Source organism: Nostoc sp. DedSLP03, from assembly GCF_034530815.1.
GTDB lineage: Bacteria > Cyanobacteriota > Cyanobacteriia > Cyanobacteriales > Nostocaceae > Nostoc.
In genome coordinates, this window is sequence record NZ_JAVRCK010000037.1 from 1 (window position 1) to 17,690 (window position 17,690).

At 42.6% G+C, this 17,690-nt stretch carries 14 protein-coding genes; 8 read left to right on the forward strand and 6 right to left on the reverse strand.

Features of this window, described 5'->3' with window-relative positions; translation table 11 throughout:
• Positions 1 to 107: 107 nt before the first annotated feature.
• A complete protein-coding gene (locus tag RM368_RS18640) occupies positions 108 to 752 on the forward strand; it encodes a Uma2 family endonuclease (protein WP_416212243.1) in 645 nt (214 codons plus the stop codon).
• A 55-nt stretch (positions 753 to 807) separates the two neighbouring features.
• Here RM368_RS18640 and miaA read toward each other — a convergent pair whose 3' ends face one another.
• Complete coding sequence (gene miaA / locus RM368_RS18645; RefSeq protein WP_322695436.1) at positions 808 to 1,713, reverse strand: tRNA (adenosine(37)-N6)-dimethylallyltransferase MiaA; 906 nt, start codon at positions 1,711 to 1,713, stop codon at positions 808 to 810.
• 341 nt (positions 1,714 to 2,054) lie between these two features.
• On the opposite strand from miaA, the gene gyrB reads away from it, so the two are divergent.
• Both gyrB and RM368_RS18655 read left to right on the forward strand, forming a co-directional pair.
• The gene (gene gyrB / locus RM368_RS18650) at positions 2,055 to 3,992 is read left to right on the forward strand and encodes a DNA topoisomerase (ATP-hydrolyzing) subunit B (RefSeq protein WP_322695437.1); all 1,938 of its coding nucleotides are present in this window, start codon (positions 2,055 to 2,057) and stop codon (positions 3,990 to 3,992) included.
• 586 nt (positions 3,993 to 4,578) lie between these two features.
• Positions 4,579 to 5,208 (forward strand): fasciclin domain-containing protein, encoded by a 630-nt coding sequence (locus tag RM368_RS18655; RefSeq protein ID WP_322695438.1) that lies wholly within the window; start codon positions 4,579 to 4,581, stop codon positions 5,206 to 5,208.
• A 448-nt stretch (positions 5,209 to 5,656) separates the two neighbouring features.
• Here RM368_RS18655 and RM368_RS18660 read toward each other — a convergent pair whose 3' ends face one another.
• Positions 5,657 to 5,839: a hypothetical protein gene (locus RM368_RS18660; protein WP_322695439.1), complete on the reverse strand. Its 183-nt coding sequence runs from the start codon at positions 5,837 to 5,839 to the stop codon at positions 5,657 to 5,659.
• Between the two features lie 892 nt (positions 5,840 to 6,731).
• Here RM368_RS18660 and rpoD point away from each other — a divergent pair.
• Positions 6,732 to 7,901, forward strand: coding sequence for an RNA polymerase sigma factor RpoD (gene rpoD, locus RM368_RS18665; RefSeq protein ID WP_322669476.1), 1,170 nt, complete (start codon positions 6,732 to 6,734; stop codon positions 7,899 to 7,901).
• A 153-nt stretch (positions 7,902 to 8,054) separates the two neighbouring features.
• Here rpoD and RM368_RS18670 read toward each other — a convergent pair whose 3' ends face one another.
• From RM368_RS18670 to gyrA, 3 genes are all read right to left on the reverse strand, one after another.
• Positions 8,055 to 8,240 carry a chlorophyll a/b-binding protein gene (locus tag RM368_RS18670; RefSeq protein ID WP_109009401.1) on the reverse strand — a complete coding sequence of 62 codons (186 nt, stop codon included), beginning with the start codon at positions 8,238 to 8,240 and terminating at the stop codon, positions 8,055 to 8,057.
• 311 nt (positions 8,241 to 8,551) lie between these two features.
• Positions 8,552 to 9,013 (reverse strand): GNAT family N-acetyltransferase, encoded by a 462-nt coding sequence (locus RM368_RS18675; RefSeq protein WP_322695440.1) that lies wholly within the window; start codon positions 9,011 to 9,013, stop codon positions 8,552 to 8,554.
• A gap of 9 nt (positions 9,014 to 9,022) precedes the next feature.
• Positions 9,023 to 11,551, reverse strand: coding sequence for a DNA gyrase subunit A (gene gyrA / locus RM368_RS18680; RefSeq protein ID WP_322695441.1), 2,529 nt, complete (start codon positions 11,549 to 11,551; stop codon positions 9,023 to 9,025).
• 498 nt (positions 11,552 to 12,049) lie between these two features.
• Between gyrA and RM368_RS18685 the strand changes: the two genes are divergently transcribed.
• The gene (locus tag RM368_RS18685) at positions 12,050 to 12,448 is read left to right on the forward strand and encodes a response regulator (RefSeq protein WP_069073372.1); all 399 of its coding nucleotides are present in this window, start codon (positions 12,050 to 12,052) and stop codon (positions 12,446 to 12,448) included.
• 199 nt (positions 12,449 to 12,647) lie between these two features.
• Here the strand turns inward: RM368_RS18685 and RM368_RS18690 are convergent, their stop codons facing one another.
• Positions 12,648 to 13,562 carry a tetratricopeptide repeat protein gene (locus tag RM368_RS18690; RefSeq protein ID WP_322695442.1) on the reverse strand — a complete coding sequence of 305 codons (915 nt, stop codon included), beginning with the start codon at positions 13,560 to 13,562 and terminating at the stop codon, positions 12,648 to 12,650.
• Between the two features lie 438 nt (positions 13,563 to 14,000).
• Between RM368_RS18690 and RM368_RS18695 the strand changes: the two genes are divergently transcribed.
• The 3 genes from RM368_RS18695 to RM368_RS18705 all read left to right on the forward strand — a co-directional run bounded on the left by RM368_RS18695 (position 14,001) and on the right by RM368_RS18705 (position 17,672).
• Positions 14,001 to 14,492, forward strand: a complete 492-nt coding sequence (locus tag RM368_RS18695) for a hypothetical protein (RefSeq protein WP_322695443.1) — start codon at positions 14,001 to 14,003, stop codon at positions 14,490 to 14,492.
• Between the two features lie 101 nt (positions 14,493 to 14,593).
• A complete protein-coding gene (locus tag RM368_RS18700; RefSeq protein WP_322695444.1) occupies positions 14,594 to 16,210 on the forward strand; it encodes an efflux RND transporter periplasmic adaptor subunit in 1,617 nt (538 codons plus the stop codon).
• Between the two features lie 181 nt (positions 16,211 to 16,391).
• Positions 16,392 to 17,672 (forward strand): ABC transporter permease, encoded by a 1,281-nt coding sequence (locus RM368_RS18705; protein ID WP_416212244.1) that lies wholly within the window; start codon positions 16,392 to 16,394, stop codon positions 17,670 to 17,672.
• Positions 17,673 to 17,690: the final 18 nt, after the last annotated feature.

A 17,690-nucleotide genomic window follows, 5' to 3' on the forward strand; every position in this document is an offset into this window, starting at 1 on the left:
ATCAAGGGTACATTTTACCTCCATTGGTAAATTCTTTCCTAGAAATCACCTAAGTACTGGATAAAGTCATGGTTCAGTAAGTTCTAATCAATGATGATGATTACTATGTGCCAGATGCTAATCAGCTAGTCACTGAAAATGAAACTTTAGATAATTTTGCTACTTCCAAACAGAAACGCCTTTTAATTAGTTCTCTTTACAGTTCTCTACAGCCGCAGACTTTTTTAGCAGCAGCTAATGTCGGCATCTACCATACAGACGGTCAACCCGTAATTGTACCTGACGTTTTTCTCAGCTTAGATGTGCAAGTATCTCAAAATTGGTGGGAAAAACAAAATCGTTGTTATATGATTTGGCGTTTTGGCAAACCTCCAGAAGTGGTACTCGAAATTGTCTCTAATAAAGAAGGTGATGAACTGGGCAAAAAACTTAAAATTTATGAACAAATGCGGGCTAGTTACTACATCGTATATGACCCAAACCAGCAATTAGGAGAAAAACTACTATGCGTTTATGAACTTAGAGGAAGGCGCTACTTTGAAACTTCAGAAAATTGGTTAGAACAAGTTGGTTTAGGTATAACTCTGTGGGAAGGTGAATTTGAAAGCAGACAAAATAATTGGTTACGCTGGTGCTACCAAGATGGTAATGTTTTATCGACTGGAGATGAACGCGCTTCCATAGCCGAACAACGTGCCCAAATGCTAGCAGAAAGGCTACGGGCTATGGGCGTAGATCCCGACAATCTGTAGAACACTAAGAGTAAAAGCGCAAAGGTTTTTGCGTCTCTGTATGAGTTTATAATTCTCACGAACTTGTGCAACTTATAAACTCATTTATCCGATGCCAAACCTTGTCTAATAAATTAGGATCATCTGCATCAAACCATTCAATTTGCGGATATGCTCGAAACCAAGTGCGTTGTCGCTTGGCAAATTGTCGCGTGTGCAAAATTGTTAATTCTTTCGCTTCATCTAAGGAAATATCCCCAGCCAAATATTGTTTAATTTCTTGATAGCCCAAAGTATTCAACAAAGACAAATCAGCGCCATATTTTTGACAAAGATACTCCACTTCAGCGACCAAACCATTTGCTATCATTTGCTCAGTACGCTGTTGAATACGAGCAAGCAACTTTTCAACATTGCAATCTAAACCAATTTGCAAAATCGGATAATTGGGCGGATTCTCCCCTTGCTGTTCTGAAATGGGATAACCAGTGACATAATATACCTCTAAGGCTCTTAAAGTTCGCACTAAATCATTGCCATGAATTTTTTGTGCGGCAACTGGATCGACTTGTTGTAAAATTGCGTGGAGTTGTGGTTGTCCAAGAGATTCAAGCTGCGATCGCAATTCCATTTGTGGTGCAACTCTCGGAATTTTCATCCCTTGGACAATCGAACTTATATATAAACCAGTGCCACCAACTAGAAACAGTGGTGTAACACCAACAGAAGCAATTAAAGCTTGTGCTTGCTGCTGATAGTCTGATACTGTCATCATATCTGCTGGATTGCAGATATCTATTAAATAGTGCGACACCAATTTTTGTTCAGCTACAGTTGGTTTAGCTGTCCCAATATCAAACTCACGGTAAACTTGACGAGAATCAGCACTCAGAATTACAGAACCCAGACGCATCGCCAAAGCCAAAGCTAAACTTGATTTACCCGTTGCCGTCGCTCCACAAATCACAATTAATTTAGTCATTTGTCATTTGTCATTTGTCATTTGTTATGGGGCATTGGGCAAAACAGTGTTGAGTAATGAGTAATGAGTAATGAGTTAGGAGTTAGGAGTTAGGAGTTTTGTTTATCTCCTTGTCCCCTTGTCTCCCCCATCTCCCTGCCCCCTGCCCCCTGCCCCCTGCTCCCTGCTCCCTCTGCTCCCCCTGCCTCCCTTGCCCTCTTCCACGGTACTGCAACCCCAGTATAAACTTCTCTTGAAAATGCCCTACAGACGCCAGCAAGGCTTTTGTGTTACAATTTTGGAGTGTTTTTACTTTTATTTGCCTTTCGGCGATTTTAAACCCACGCATCAGGAGAGTTTACATGACGAGCAGTTACAGTGCCGATCAGATTCAAGTTCTGGAAGGTCTGGAAGCCGTCCGCAAAAGACCAGGAATGTACATCGGTACCACTGGACCGCGAGGACTCCACCATTTAGTTTACGAGGTGGTGGACAATTCAATCGATGAGGCTTTGGCGGGTCATTGCACTCATATAGAAGTGGATATCAACGCTGATGGTTCGGTGACTGTAACAGATGATGGTCGCGGTATTCCCGTAGATACTCACTCGCGTACCGGGAAATCGGCTTTGGAAACCGTAATGACGGTACTGCACGCTGGTGGTAAGTTTGGCGGCGGTGGTTACAAAGTTTCTGGAGGATTGCACGGGGTTGGTATTTCTGTTGTTAATGCCTTATCTGAAGTTGTAGAAGTTACGGTTTGGCGAGATAAAAAGGTTCATCTTCAGCGCTATGAACGTGGTGTCCCAGTTAGCGAGCTGCAAGTCAAGCCTTACAAAGAAGCTAGAACTGGAACTTCTGTTAGTTTTAAGCCGGATGTCCAAATATTCACTACTAGCATTGAGTTTGATTACATCACTTTATCAGGTCGCCTACGGGAATTGGCGTATCTGAATGCAGGGGTGAAAATTACTTTTAGTGACCACCGTTTAGAACTACTAAAAAGCGATACAGCCAAGGTAGAAACCTACGAGTATAAGGGTGGCATTAAAGAGTACATTGCGTACATGAACCGTGAGAAGCAGCCACTACATGAAGAAATTATCTATGTGCAGGGAGAACGCAACAACGTACAAGTAGAAGTTTCTTTACAGTGGTGTACTGATGCTTATACGGATAATGTACTAGGTTTTGCTAACAATATTCGCACAGTAGATGGTGGTACGCACTTAGAAGGCTTGAAGGCGGTTCTGACGCGGACATTAAATGCGATCGCCCGCAAACGAAATAAAATTAAAGAGAATGAACCTAACCTCAGTGGCGAACACGTCCGCGAAGGTTTGACTGCGGTAATTTCGGTTAAAGTCCCCGATCCCGAATTTGAAGGACAAACTAAGACTAAACTCGGTAACACCGAAGTCCGGGGAATTGTCGATTCTTTGGTAGGAGAAGTCCTTACCGAGTATCTAGAATTTCATCCCAGCGTTGCTGATGCTATTTTAGATAAAGCTATCCAAGCTTTCAAAGCCGCAGAAGCCGCGCGTCATGCACGGGAATTAGTTCGCCGCAAATCCGTACTGGAATCTTCGCCATTACCCGGTAAATTGGCAGATTGTAGTTCTCGCGATCCTGGCGAATCTGAGATATTCATCGTAGAAGGAGACTCAGCCGGCGGGAGTGCAAAACAAGGACGCGATCGCCGTACTCAAGCTATCTTGCCTCTACGTGGTAAAATTCTCAACATTGAAAAAACCGACGACGCTAAAATTTATAAAAATAACGAAGTTCAAGCGTTAATTACAGCCCTCGGTTTAGGTGTCAAAGGTGATGAATTCGATTCCACCCAACTGCGCTATCACCGGATAGTCATCATGACTGATGCTGACGTAGATGGAGCGCACATTCGGACTTTGTTGTTAACATTCTTCTATCGATATCAGCGATCGCTCATCGAACAAGGCTTTATTTATATTGCTTGTCCCCCACTGTATAAAGTAGAACGGGGACGTAATCATGAGTACTGCTATAGCGATCGCGACAAAAATCAAGCGATCGCCAAATTTCCGGCTAACGCCAACTACACCATCCAACGCTTCAAAGGTTTGGGTGAAATGATGCCACAACAACTCTGGGACACCACCATGAACCCAGAAACTCGTAAAATGAAGCAAGTCGAAATTGAGGATGCCGCCGAAGCCGATCGCATCTTCACAATTTTAATGGGCGATCGGGTCGCACCCAGACGAGAATTTATCGAAACCTATGGCTCTAAACTCAACTTCACCGATCTAGATATCTAAGTACCAGCAGTCCGAAATCATTCGTAAAAAACAAGATCCCCGATTTCCTTGAGAAATCGGGGATCTTTAGCTTTCAAGTATTGCTTGACATTACTGCAACAAATTTTAACGTGAGTTCGACAGACCTCTCCCGAACAGCCTTCTTCTCCTTTTAGGCGAGGGAGGAGTAACGAGTAATACCATTTCACGAAATTTTTGATACAAATCACTTTTCTTTCTTCCCCTGCCTCCCCTGCCTCCCCTGCTCTCCCTGCCTGCCATCTGTATCAATTTGAAGGTGAAACGGTATAAGGAGGGTTTTTGCTCTCCTCTCCTCTCTTCTCTTTCAGAGACGTACTCGCATTCGAGACACTACTTAGGCTTCGCTCAGTACAAGTGCGCGAATGTAGGAGAGGGGCTGCGAGAGAGGTCAAAATAGCACTCGTCTATCTAACTCACGTTTTTTAGTAAAGACTTTATATCCAAAATTTTATAAAAACTACCTCTTTTGGTTGATGACAAATTATGTCGTTAGATAAGTGACTATATTCACAAATTCATTAACTATTGTTAATAATTACTTATTAACTGGATTCTAGACAAAGCTATGAAAGTGAGCAAAGGCATAGTAGGAAAAGCATTGTTCAACATTATTGGCATCGGTAGCTTAGTTGCTCTGTCTGCCTGCGCTCAACCTGTTGTAGAAACTCCTACAGCAACTGTCCCTTCAACAACTGTTTTGCCCGTCACGCCAACTCCTACTCCCACTATTGCTACCCAAAATTTAGCAGAATTGGCAAAGTCAACAGCTAGTCAAGGACAGTTTAAAACTCTCATCCAAGCAGTGCAAGCTGCCGGATTAACTGAACAATTGGCTACACCAGGCCCTTATACAGTATTTGCACCTACTGACGCTGCTTTCTCTGCTTTACCAAAAGCTACTCTAGACCAACTCTTACAACCAGCAAACAAACAACAATTAGTCAAGCTTCTGTCCTACCACGTCATACCTGGAGGAATTACCTCGCAGCAATTGACATCTGGAGAAGTTAAAACAGTTGAGGGTAGTCCGGTTCAAATCGCAGTCAATCGTGCCAGCAACTCAATCACAGTCAACAACGCTAAGGTGACTCAGCCAGACATCCCAGCTAGCAACGGCATCGTTCATGTAGTTGATCGGGTACTTGTGCCACCTAATTTTCCTGCAAGTCTAAACACCACCCCAACACCACGCTAGTTCTGCAAAGTTCATAGTCTCCAGTTTTCAACTTTGAAAGCCACTGTGATTTTGAATTAATCTCTAATAATCAATAAAAAAATTAAGTTGACTTGTCATACAAGTAATAGACTTCACTACAAAAAACTACAGATATTTCATTCTTCGTTTGTAGACACATATAATTTACCAATTGTCAATATTTTCGAAACAATCAATCCTCGATTGTTAGCAAAACTACCAACTTGATTGGAAAGTTAGTCCAGATAATACTCTTTGCTCTGACTCGCTGATTAATTTGAACCACTAGCTAGAAACACATTTGTTATGCTTTAAGGAAATAACTAAATATCATCTATCCAACAGCAATTAATAAGTATTTTGAGGATTTCTCATCATCAGATGACAAAAAATTACTGAAACAAAAGTATTTAAATTTACAATTAGTTTACGTAAAAAATCTTTTTAACTAAATCATCAGGTAATCTGCTGGGTTCTCTGTGTTCGAGGTAATAGCTGTTGAAAGTACACACCAGAAGGCTGAAAACTTGTTAATATCTTCATGTAGTGCTGTGGCGATCGCGATCGTCTTGTATGTATCTAATGTACTTTTGCCTAAAAGTAAGATGAAATTGGCAAGTTCGCAGGACAAATTGTTTTTGAATTGATTAAAATATCCTTGTATACAATAAAAAAAGTTTGTCAAGTTTCATAGGGCTGAAATCACCACAGTGCGCTAACGTGTGAATAAGACCGAATTAGTAAACCTAAATTGATCTCCGCTCGAGTCGATTTTGCCACCGCCTCAACTCCTCAGTTAAGGTAGGTAGTACGTAAAAGGTTAACTGCTTTCAGGCAAGCACCACCACGGTTGTTGTATTTACCCAAGGACAATACCCGTTTTAGTCTAAGGGATGCTTAATTTATGAAGGAAATGTAAAAATGGGTAGGTTAAGACGAATAGTCTGAGTTAACATATAATGCACTCTTTCTCAGTAATTAATGTTGTGTAAAATACATGAAATTCGGCATAAGCAAGCGTACTTACTTCGTAATGTAATAAGAGCGTCACTGCAATTCCGAAAAGTAAAGAAAAAATTCCAGGGTATAAATCCCGTTTTCAATGTCTTTTTGGTGAAAGTAGCTAAAAGTTGCTTAATGAATTCATGATTAATACACAAAAAGAGTGCAATTTCTGTGAAACAGGCTACAATCGGAAGAGTCTTTATACAAAAATCTGCCAACAGTATGAACTCATTTGTATAGAGTGGTAAATTTTTTGATAAAGGCGAGTCTTTCTTTTGACCAGTTAGTTGAAAGCAATATGTGATAGCAACACATATAACGTTTACTAAAGTGAGCAAGTCACCTTTAGTAGTTGCTTAAACTAAAGTAAAAACCCTCCTACCGGAGGTCTAAAACCTCTGAAAATATCTCTGGCAAATCTGCCAAAAAGCTTATTTTCGGTTGGCAATTGGCTCGTTTAAAAGAGCAGTAAACACATCTTGAGTAATTGATTCTGCAAGGAGCATGAGGAACGCGGCATGAACCAGGCTAACAACGTACTCGAAAGCATATATCAGCCTGACCTAGAAATAATGAATCAGCCTGAGCTCGAGTTAGAAGAACTCTTAATAGACGATGAAGAGGACTTGCTGATCGTAGATGAAGGTGACGAGGAATTTTTAGAGCCTCAGTCTGATGAGGACGACGCAAAGTCTGGAAAAGCCGCTAAATCGCGTCGTCGGACACAAAGCAAGAAAAAGCACTATACAGAAGATTCAATTCGGCTTTACTTGCAAGAAATTGGTAGAATTCGTCTGTTGCGGGCAGACGAAGAAATTGAATTGGCGCGGAAAATAGCCGATTTGCTGGAATTAGAGAGAGTACGCGAAAGACTCTCGGAGCAATTAGATCGCGATCCTCGAGATAGTGAATGGGCAGAAGCAGTACAACTGCCACTACCAGCCTTTCGTTATCGCCTCCATGTTGGTCGTCGGGCGAAAGACAAGATGGTGCAATCTAACCTCCGTCTTGTAGTTTCAATTGCTAAGAAATACATGAATCGTGGTTTGTCGTTCCAGGACTTAATTCAGGAAGGCAGTCTCGGTTTGATTCGTGCCGCTGAAAAGTTTGACCACGAAAAAGGTTATAAGTTTTCTACATACGCTACATGGTGGATTCGTCAAGCAATTACCCGCGCGATCGCAGATCAATCCCGCACAATTCGGCTTCCAGTTCACCTCTACGAAACCATTTCTCGGATTAAGAAAACTACCAAGTTACTATCTCAAGAAATGGGTCGCAAACCCACCGAGGAAGAAATCGCTACTCGCATGGAAATGACCATTGAGAAGTTGCGGTTTATTGCGAAATCTGCCCAGTTACCAATTTCATTAGAAACGCCAATTGGTAAAGAAGAAGATTCTCGATTGGGCGATTTTATTGAATCCGATGGTGAGACACCAGAAGACCAAGTTTCCAAAAATCTTCTGCGCGAAGACCTTGAAAAAGTCCTCGACAGTCTCAGCCCACGCGAACGCGACGTTCTCAGACTGCGTTACGGTTTGGATGATGGTCGGATGAAGACCCTTGAGGAAATCGGACAGATTTTCAACGTCACCCGCGAACGGATTCGTCAAATTGAGGCGAAGGCACTCCGCAAGTTACGCCACCCAAATCGTAACAGCGTTCTCAAAGAGTATATTCGGTAGTCATTAGTCAATAGTCATTAGTCATTGGTCATTAGTGAATAAACAAATGACAAATGACAACTGACAAATGACAAAAAAATAAAACCTGGTAGTGAATTAGCACTCCAGGTTTTTTTATTTATAGGTCATCTTAAATATTAAAACTTATTCTTATTATAGGATGCCCCAAAAATGTAGAAAGCCTTGACCAGAAAAAAGCTCAACCAAAACGGCTGCTAAAAAGCCAATCATTGCCAAGCGACCGTTCCAAATTTCTGCTTGTGGGGTAAAGCCCCAACGCCAAGCGTTGCGATCTTCAATTACGGGAGTAGTGACTTTTGTTGTGGTTGCATTTGTCATGGTTAGAACTCCAAATTCAATTTTTAATGTTTATTGCCTTATGTAAACTAATATAACAAATATTTTCATAAAGGCAACATTTTTTATATTTTTGTTTCCATAGCTTGACATAAATAGAAATAGCTATTTATACAGACTAAAACATCAACCTTCAGTGAGATTTTCTGAGGTGAAAGAAATGTTATATAGACTTTTAGCTTTATAAATAATCTCATACTATTGAGACTATTTATCAATTAATTTAGTTAAATTGCTTGATCTTAAATATTTTTTGCCTTTTAAAATAAAAAAATTATTGAGAATTTAAGTTACTACCAGACAATTTCCATTTCTTTTGCAGTCGAGACAAAACCAAGCTTCTCGTAGATATGTTTACCATCCTCAGTGGTGTGAAGCCAGAGGCGTTTTGCTTCAGTTGCTCTCACAAAGCTGATAATTTCCTTTAATAATGCTGTTGCAATTCCGTGTCCTCGCCACATCGGAATCGTATAAACGTTCATAATGTAGCCTTCTAAGCCTGAAAAATTGCCATTGTAAGGGGGTCGTTGAAAAAATACCAAGCCGCTAGTAGCAACAATTTGACTATCCACTTCAGCTACCCAAGCTAAAAACTCACCCGTGGGTATTTTTTCGCCAAGATATTTTCGAGTTGCTTCTGCTAGATTTGTGGTGTCAGAGTCACCTTTAATATCGCCAGTTTCCCGCAGGAGTTCGAGACGCAGTTGGATTAGCGCCTCTAAATCCTGCAAGTTGGCTTGTCGCAAGTTGAACATCACCTTAATTTACGATCGCACTTCCGCCACGGTGATGATTTTTTCATCGCGGTTGAGTTGGAGGATGCTTTCACCTTTGACATCTCTACCTAAGAGCGGCACTGTTTCCATAGGTATCCGCACGACCCGCTCTTTATTCGTTACTAAAGCTATCTCGGCAGATGCGTTGGCGTAGCCCGCTGTTCGCGTATTGTCTCCAAGAGTTGGCATCGCTATGACCATACCAGCTAAGTTGTCAGTTTTGCTAGCAAATTTCAGCGCTTGCGTGCCTAAATCGCCGCGATTAGCCGCTCTTAACTGACTCGCAGCCATCCGCTTGGCATATCCTTCTTGAGTAACTAGCAGCAATTGGTCATCTTTACCGACAGTGACACAGCCAACCATTTGCTGATTTCTCAATAGTCGAAATGCTTGTAAACCCATCGCTGTGCGTCCCATGATCGGCAATTGTTCATCATTGACTGCAAAGCGCAATATTCGCCCACCGGAACTAGCTAAAATCAGATGATCCCCTGGTTTGGTGAACTGGGTAAATGACAATTCATCATCGTCTTTGAGCTTCAAAATTGTGATTCCGCGCCGAGTCAGGTTAGTAAATTCTCCCAGAGACAGACGCTTAATTCTTCCCTGTTTTGTTAGGAGAATCATCTGCCTATTTTCGAGGTTTTCCGGGAGCAAAAAGCGGCTGACCACAGCTTCTTGAGCGCCTTGAGCAGTATTACTGAGCATAGTAATTAAAGGTTTTCCTCGTGGAGAACGCCCAGTAGTTAAGGGAATTTCTCCCACATTCACCGGATACACTTTGCCGCCACCAGTTAGTATTAGCAAGTCTTTCCCTGTGTCAGTCAACACAGTTTGGATAATGAAGTCATGATCGTGCAGACCATTTTCAGCTTTTGACTTTCTCCCAGATGGTTGGGTGCGACGGACATAACCCCGTTGGGTAAATTCTAAAATCGCTTCCTCTACTGGTTCCGAAGATTTAAGTTCTTCCTCCTCTGCCCCTCTGCCCTTCTGCTCCTCTGCCTTATACTTTTGCTCCTCTGCAATTTTCGTGCGTCGGGGATCGCTGTACTTGCGTTTGAGCGATCGCAAATCTTTTTTCAGCGCCTTCAATAATTCGCGGCGATCGCTCAGTAATAGCTCCAACAATCTAATTTGTTCGCTTAACTGCTCAAATTCCTGCTGCAAATTTTCCTGTTCTAAACTGGTGAGGCGGCGCAACGGCATAGCCAAAATTGCATCTCCTTGTGCCTCACTCAAATCCAGTTGGTTACAAAGATTAATTTTTGCCGTACTCCCATCGGGAGCTTGGCGCAAAATTCTAATTACCTCATCCAAATTAGACAGCGCTTTCAGCAAACCTTCTACCAAATGCACGCGACTTTGGGCTTTATCCAACTCGTAATTGTAGCGACGGTTCAGCGTCTCTTCTCGGAATCTCAAAAACTCCTGCAACAGTTGACGCAAACTTAACTGGCGGGGTTGTCCATCGACGATTGCCAGCAGAATCGCCCCAAAAGTCATTTGTAAAGCAGTTTGCTGATATAAATGCTGGAGAACTTCTTGGGGATTGGTATCGCGTTTGAGTTCAATTACCACCCGCATCCCTTCGCGATCGCTCTCATCCCGAAGATCGGAAATTCCTTGCAAGCGTCCTTGATTTACTAAGTCCGCTACCTTCTCAATCCAGGCAGCCTTATTCACTTGATAAGGCAATTCTGTAATGATAATTGCCGTCCGGCGCTTGCTTCCCCTAGCAGCGGGAATTTCCTCTACAGTTGCGACTCCCCGCAGCAGAATTCCACCTTTACCAGTGGTATATGCTTCCCGAATTCCCGCTTCACCAACTATTTCTCCACCAGTGGGGAAATCTGGCCCTGGAATTAGCTCAAATAATTTTTCATCTGGCAAATCTGGGTTGTCGATTAAAGCAATTAACCCATCGACAACTTCCCCCAAATTGTGGGGTGGTACATTTGTTGCCATTCCCACAGCAATACCAGAACAGCCATTAAGTAACAGAAACGGCAACTGAGCAGGTAACACCGTTGGTTCTTGCTGGGAATTATCAAAGTTCCCGACAAATTCCACAGTTTCTTCACCAATTTCTGTCAGCATTCCCTCATGGCTAATGGGTGCAAGGCGCGTTTCTGTGTAGCGCATCGCCGCTGGCGGGTCATTATCGACGCTGCCAAAGTTACCATGTCCTGCTAGCAAGGGATAGCGGCTAGAAAAATCCTGCACCAGCCTGACTAAAGCATCGTAAACTGATTGGTCGCCGTGGGGATGGTATTTACCTAACACATCACCCACTACACGGGCACATTTTCGATAGGGTCTATCTGGTACCAAACCGAGTTCGTGCATTGCATACAAAATGCGCCGATGCACTGGTTTTAAGCCATCACGCACGTCTGGTAGCGCTCGCCCGACAATCACGCTCATGGCATATTCTAGATAAGACCGTTGCATCTCGGTATGCAGGGCTGTTGGAATTACCTGTCCCGTTGAGAGAAGGTTTAACTGTTTTGCCATGAGTTTTTTCCCTGAAATTTAACTACACAAAAGCCGATGGAACTCAACACTGCGGCAACCACAGCATAACGGATGAAATGAGATTCATAACAAAATTTTGATAGTCACAGAAGAAAAAGCAGTAGTATCATCCTTGATGACGAAGATGCACATTGAGTATTAAAAAGGATGCACACGAGTATAATCTACATAAACTTAGTAGCCATGATACTTCCCGAAGAAAAATTTATAATTCGGGAGACAGAATTCAAAATGGATTCTGTGGGACTGGATAGAAAATTGAGGTTTAGAGCAAGCGATTTTAACGCGCGTGTTCGCTCTTAGCGTCTCCCCTTGGGAGAAGAAAAAATTCTTTCCATGACTCTTACCCCTGACTTGAGTGTTGGGGTATTCTGAATTGTGAATTCTGTCTTCTGACTTCTTTTGATCATGATTGCAAATCTTTAATTTTGTATTCTGGAATTCTTGAATCTCCTCACCTCTATAACTAAAATTCTCATGAAAACTGTTTTAATTGTCGAAGACGATCTAATTAATGCTCGTGTTTTTTCCAAAATTTTGTCCAAGCGTGGTGGCTTGGGTGTAAAACACACTGAAAATGTTGAAGAAGTCATCAAAATTGCCCAATCAGGAGAAGCCGACCTGATTTTGATGGATGTTTCTCTCTCCAGAAGTGTTTACCAAGGCAAGTCTGTTGATGGAATTAAGATTACACAAATGTTAAAATCCGATCCAAAAACAGCAAACTTACCTGTAATTCTGGTGACAGCACATGCTATGGAAGGCGATCGCGAGAACTTTCTCAAGCAAAGCGGTGCTGATGGCTACATTTCTAAACCAGTTGTTGACCATCAACAGTTCGTTGACCAAATCATCGCACTTCTACCCACAGACTAACACTGAGAATTAACTACTTATTTTCAGGAATACTTGCTTACCAATGTTTTTGGGCAACTAATTCCTGTATTTATCTAGTATAGATGTACTACGAAAAGGTACTTTTAAGCAAGTGGTAATAGGAGAATTAAGAGTTAAGAGTTATGAGTGAGCAGTTGAAATATTTAACTTTTAACTTCTAACTCCTAACTTCTAACTCCTATTGAGTCGGCTGTTTTCTAGGCGTAGGCGCTGATGATGAATTTTCTCGTTGCTGTATGGCTGCTTGAATACGTGGTAATTCTAGGAATTTTTTCGTATCAGACAGTAGACGATCGCCCCAAAGATTTTCTTTGAGGAAATTCAAATTAGCATAGCGCGAATCGATACGGAGTGCAGTTTCTCCCAAGGTTAGTCCTTGTTGGCGTAAGCGTAGCTCGCCGGAGGCATCGCCTTTAGTATATAGTGCCACTGCCAAGGCCAATAAAGGTTCTGCTGCTTGTTTGTCAAGGGTTACAGCAGATTGCCATCGCTTAATTGCTTCGGCGACATTACCCTGCTCGTAGTTGATTAAGCCAATATTGTTGAGCGCGGGCCAGAATTTTTTATCTTGGGAGACGGCTTTATCGTACTGGGCGATCGCATCTGGCAATTTACCCAGTAAATAATAAGCATTACCCAAATCAAATAATCCCTCTGGATCGTTGGGTTTTAATTTCAAACCATCTTGATAATTGACAACAGCAGCCTGGTAATTTTTCTGCTGAAAATTCGCTGAACCCAAAGCAAACAAAATATCACCATTTTTGGGGTTGAGAGATTGCGCTTTTTTCAGACTAGCGATCGCCCCATCAAACTCTTTGGATTGCAACTGCAATCCACCTAAGAGCAACCACACTTTATCATTCCCAGGAGCGAGTTGACTAGCCAGCCGCGCTCGTGGCAAAGCTAAATCAACCTGTTGAAACTGAGCTAGTTGAGCCGCCTCTTGGGCCAAGCTCAACCCCTGTTTTTCTAACTTTGTCGCATCTAGTTGCAGTGTATGGGGTATTAATGCCTGCGCGTTAGCGGCTTTTGGCATACTCCATAAACTACAGACCATTAAAAGAGAAATCAAACGAACATGTTTAGGCACACTACCGCCTTTAAGCCACTAATCAAAGAATCTTTCAGCTAGCTTAAACGATCTGCGCTGTTGACGGTAGCAAAATCTTACAAAGAAAGGCAGAAGGCAGGAGGCAGGGGGAGAAATCAATTCAAAATTCAAAATTCAAAATTCAAAAATTTTAGAACTTCTGCCTTCTGCCTCCTCTTTCCCAATGCTCTATGCCCCATGCCTAATACCCCATGCCCCATACCCAATAATTGATGACTTTGGTCATACATCAGTCTGGAATTACTAGTGACTTTGGTCATACATCAATTTGGATGTTTTGAATGATAATTATTATGTATGAATTTATACGATGAGGAAAATATTAAACACTTTGATATCAAAAAAAGCAACTGTCTAAGATTGCTTAATCCATACCTCAGCAGAATAGAACTTTAATGTAAATAAGGAGTTGATTCCATGTTGAAACCAAACCGGATATCGATTGTATTAGCTGCTGCTGCCTTGATCGTTGTTCCCACTCTCTTGACTGCACCTGCAAGTGCCCAGACGAAAGTCTACGTTAATGGCGATCGCGATCGAGATTGGAACCGCGACGGTAGATCCAATTCTAGAGAAGTCAGAAACTCTAGAGACAGGGAAAATTGGAACCGCGATCGCAGAACATATCCTGTAGAAGTCAGAAACCCTAGAGATCGAGATAATTGGAATCGTGACAACCAATTTAATAGCAGAGTAGTCAGACTTGGTAATGGTGATATCAGATATCCCAATGGGCAAATTATTCCTGCTAGATCCGTAGTCAGACTGCGCGATCGAGGTTATTTCAGACTTCCTAACGGGGATATTCTTCTTCCCAATCAGGAAATTGTTCCTGCTGGGAGATTAGTAAGAGTGCATGATGATTACTTCAGACTTCCTAGCGGATTGGTACTGCAAATAAACCTTTAAAACACTAAAAACTCAAAATCATTGTCAGTATTAGGCTACCAGGCTATAGTTTTAGCCGTGAATAACTAGCTCGGTAGCCGTTCCTTATAGACAAAATGGATATGAAAATTGATACACCAAATACCGTAGAATCCCCAGTTTTGGTTCCAGAGGTAAAGAAAAAAAAGGTCAGACGTAATTGGCTCTCTTGGCTAATTGCTCTTTGCCTTTTGGGTGGAATTGGCTATGCCGTTTATTACCAAGTAACGGTTGCTCCTCGTCAAGAAGCCAGACGCAGAGTGCTGACAAGACCTGTAGAAAGGCAGAGTTTAACAATCACAGTTTCAGCGAACGGAACGGTGAAACCTGAGCGGTCAATCAACCTTAGCCCGAAAAATTCCGGCATCTTGAAAAGCCTGCTGGCGAAAGAAGGAGATATCGTCAAACAAGGACAGATTGTCGCTTACATGGATGATTCCAACCTCCGGGGACAACTTACCTCCGCTCAAGGACAATTGGCACAAGCCGAGGCGAATTTGCAAAAAGCGATCGCAGGTAATCGTCCTCAAGATATTGCCCAATCACAGGGAGCATTAGACGAAGCCGAGGCGAATTTGCAAAAAGCGATCGCAGGTAATCGCTCTCAAGATATTGCCCAAGCACAAGCACGCTTGCAAAGCGCTCAAGCCGCCCTTCGCCAAGCCGAAGATGATTTTGCTCGCAATCAGCAACTTTACAATGCAGGTGGTATTTCCCTTCAGACTCTTAACCAAAACCGCTCCAATCGCGACAGTGCCCAAGCGAATGTAAATGAAGCACAGCAAGCACTGGCTCTGCAAAAAGCCGGATCGCGTCCAGAAGACGTTGAGCAAGCACGAGCTGTAGTGAAGCAGAGACAGCAAGCTTTGGCACTTTTGAAAGCCGGAACGCGCCAAGAAGATATTAATGCTGCTCGTGCCCAGGTAACATCGGCTCGTGGTTCGCTGCAAAACATCCAAGCCGAAATCAATGACACGATTATTCGCGCACCCTTTGATGGTGTGGTGACAAAGAAGTATGCCGATCCAGGCGCTTTCGTGACACCGACAACTGCTAGTAGTGAAGTAGCTTCTTCTTCTTCTTCTTCAATCTTGTCTCTAGCTTCCACAAATGAAGTTGTCGCCAATTTAGCGGAAACAAATATTTCTAAAATCAGCCTTGGTCAAAAAGTCTCGATTAAAGCAGATGCCTACCCAGGAAAAACCTTTGAAGGTAAAGTCAGCCAAATTGCTGCCCAAGCAATAGTAGAGCAAAACGTCACCAGTTTTGAAGTGAGAGTATCACTTTTAGACCCTCAAAGACTATTGCGGTCTGGGATGAATGCAGAAATAGATTTTCAAGTCGGTCAAGTTCAAAATGTTTTAGTAGTGCCAACAGCCTCGGTGGTACGCCAAGAAAATGCCACAGGCGTGTTTGTGCAAGGAAAAAATAACAGACCTGTGTTCACTCGCATTGAGACTGGCGTCACCGCAAATAACTTTACCGAAGTTAAGTCTGGATTGACAGGAGACGAAAGGGTATTGCTCAGTTTCCCACCAGGATCGCGTCCGCAATCAACACCAAGAGGAGGAGTTTTCCCTGGTCTAGGTGGAGGTGGAGCCGGAGGAGGAGGCGGAAGAGGAGCCGGTGGCTCAGGAGGTCGTTCTCAAGGCGGTGGTTCTGCCGGTGGTGGTCGTTCTCAAGGCAGTGGTTCTCCTTAAAGTTAGTTTTGACAATAAAGAATTCAGGAGTAAGGAGCAAAGCCAAAGACGCTACGCCTTTGCTCAGAATTCAGTATGAATTCAAGTTTGACTGGCGGGTAAATATATGAGTTTAATTCCTCCACTAATTGATTCTGAATTCTGGATTCTCAATTCTGCATTCTTCTTTAAATAAAACATTATGTTTAAGATATTTAAGGGCTTTTACAAAGCTAAGAATACCCGCACAGTACCATTGCTGGAAATTTTGACAATGGCAGCAGAGACTCTGTGGAGTAACAAATTACGCACAGGTCTAACTATGTTGGGCGTGATTATTGGGATTTCTTCAGTTATTGCCATTACTTCTGTCGGTCAGGGAGTACAAAAAGGGGTTGAGCAACAGATCCAAGCATTGGGTACAGATGTCATCCAAATTTTAGCTGGTGCGGCAAGAAGTGGAAATGTCCGTCAAGGAGTAGGTTCTAGCAGTACCTTGACCTGGGAAGATGCGAAAGCGATCGCTACACAAGCGCCATCAGCACAGCTGGTTTCTGCTTATCTCCAACGGACTGCTCAAGTTGTCTATGCAGGGCAAAACACCTCAACGACCATTTATGGCACTGATTTGAACTACCCAGAAATCAGAAATACTCACCCCCAACAAGGGAGATATTTTACTCAAGAAGAACTAGATACTGCCGCACAGCTTGCTATTCTTGGCCCGACAGTTCTAAAAACACTCTTTGCACAAGGTGTAAATCCGATCGGTGAGAGAATTCGGATTCAAGGAGAGGCTTATGAAGTAATTGGGGTGATGGAACCTAAAGGCGCTCAGGGGCCGATGGATCGAGATGATCAGATTTTTATTCCTCTAACTAGTATGTCGAAGAGACTAGTTGGGAATAATGCTTTGGTAGGCGTTTCTGTAAGTGGAATTTTAGTCAAAGGCGCGAATCAAGAGCAGTTAGAAGCCGCTCAGTTTCAAGTCACCAATCTTTTACGGCTGCGTCATAACATTTATCCGCCACAAGCTGATGATTTTCGGCTGACTAATCAAGCTGATATTGTTAGTACCTTTACTAGTATTGTGGGTTTATTTACAGTCATGGTGGTAGCGATCGCGGGAATTTCTCTGGTTGTTGGTGGCATTGGTATTGCTAACATTATGCTAGTTTCTGTAGTCGAGCGGACGCGAGAAATTGGGATTCGCAAAGCCGTAGGAGCCACTAATTCAGCAATACTTAATCAATTTTTAGCGGAAGCGATTGTGATTTCCATTGTCGGCGGAGGTATTGGCATGGTGACTGGCGTTTTATTAGCCTTTGTGGCTGCAAACGTTTTCAAATTCCCGTTTGTAATTTCTTTATTGTCAATTATTGCTGGCTTTGCACTCTCGTTAACTGTTGGCTTAATCGCTGGGGTGATTCCAGCACGGAACGCATCTAAATTAGATCCAATTACTGCTTTACGTAGTGACTAAATAATTAAAACTTGAAAA

What these genes read in the sequence shown, in the direction of transcription:
- rpoD (WP_322669476.1), top strand. Translation starts at nt 6,732, where the DNA reads ATGAACCAGGCTAACAACGTACTCGAAAGCATATATCAGCCTGACCTA.
- RM368_RS18670 (WP_109009401.1), bottom strand. Translation starts at nt 8,240, where the DNA reads ATGACAAATGCAACCACAACAAAAGTCACTACTCCCGTAATTGAAGAT.
- RM368_RS18705 (WP_416212244.1), top strand. Translation starts at nt 16,392, where the DNA reads ATGTTTAAGATATTTAAGGGCTTTTACAAAGCTAAGAATACCCGCACA.
- RM368_RS18675 (WP_322695440.1), bottom strand. Translation starts at nt 9,013, where the DNA reads ATGTTCAACTTGCGACAAGCCAACTTGCAGGATTTAGAGGCGCTAATC.
- RM368_RS18655 (WP_322695438.1), top strand. Translation starts at nt 4,579, where the DNA reads ATGAAAGTGAGCAAAGGCATAGTAGGAAAAGCATTGTTCAACATTATT.
- gyrB (WP_322695437.1), top strand. Translation starts at nt 2,055, where the DNA reads ATGACGAGCAGTTACAGTGCCGATCAGATTCAAGTTCTGGAAGGTCTG.
- gyrA (WP_322695441.1), bottom strand. Translation starts at nt 11,551, where the DNA reads ATGGCAAAACAGTTAAACCTTCTCTCAACGGGACAGGTAATTCCAACA.
- miaA (WP_322695436.1), bottom strand. Translation starts at nt 1,713, where the DNA reads ATGACTAAATTAATTGTGATTTGTGGAGCGACGGCAACGGGTAAATCA.
- RM368_RS18685 (WP_069073372.1), top strand. Translation starts at nt 12,050, where the DNA reads ATGAAAACTGTTTTAATTGTCGAAGACGATCTAATTAATGCTCGTGTT.
- RM368_RS18695 (WP_322695443.1), top strand. Translation starts at nt 14,001, where the DNA reads ATGTTGAAACCAAACCGGATATCGATTGTATTAGCTGCTGCTGCCTTG.
- RM368_RS18700 (WP_322695444.1), top strand. Translation starts at nt 14,594, where the DNA reads ATGAAAATTGATACACCAAATACCGTAGAATCCCCAGTTTTGGTTCCA.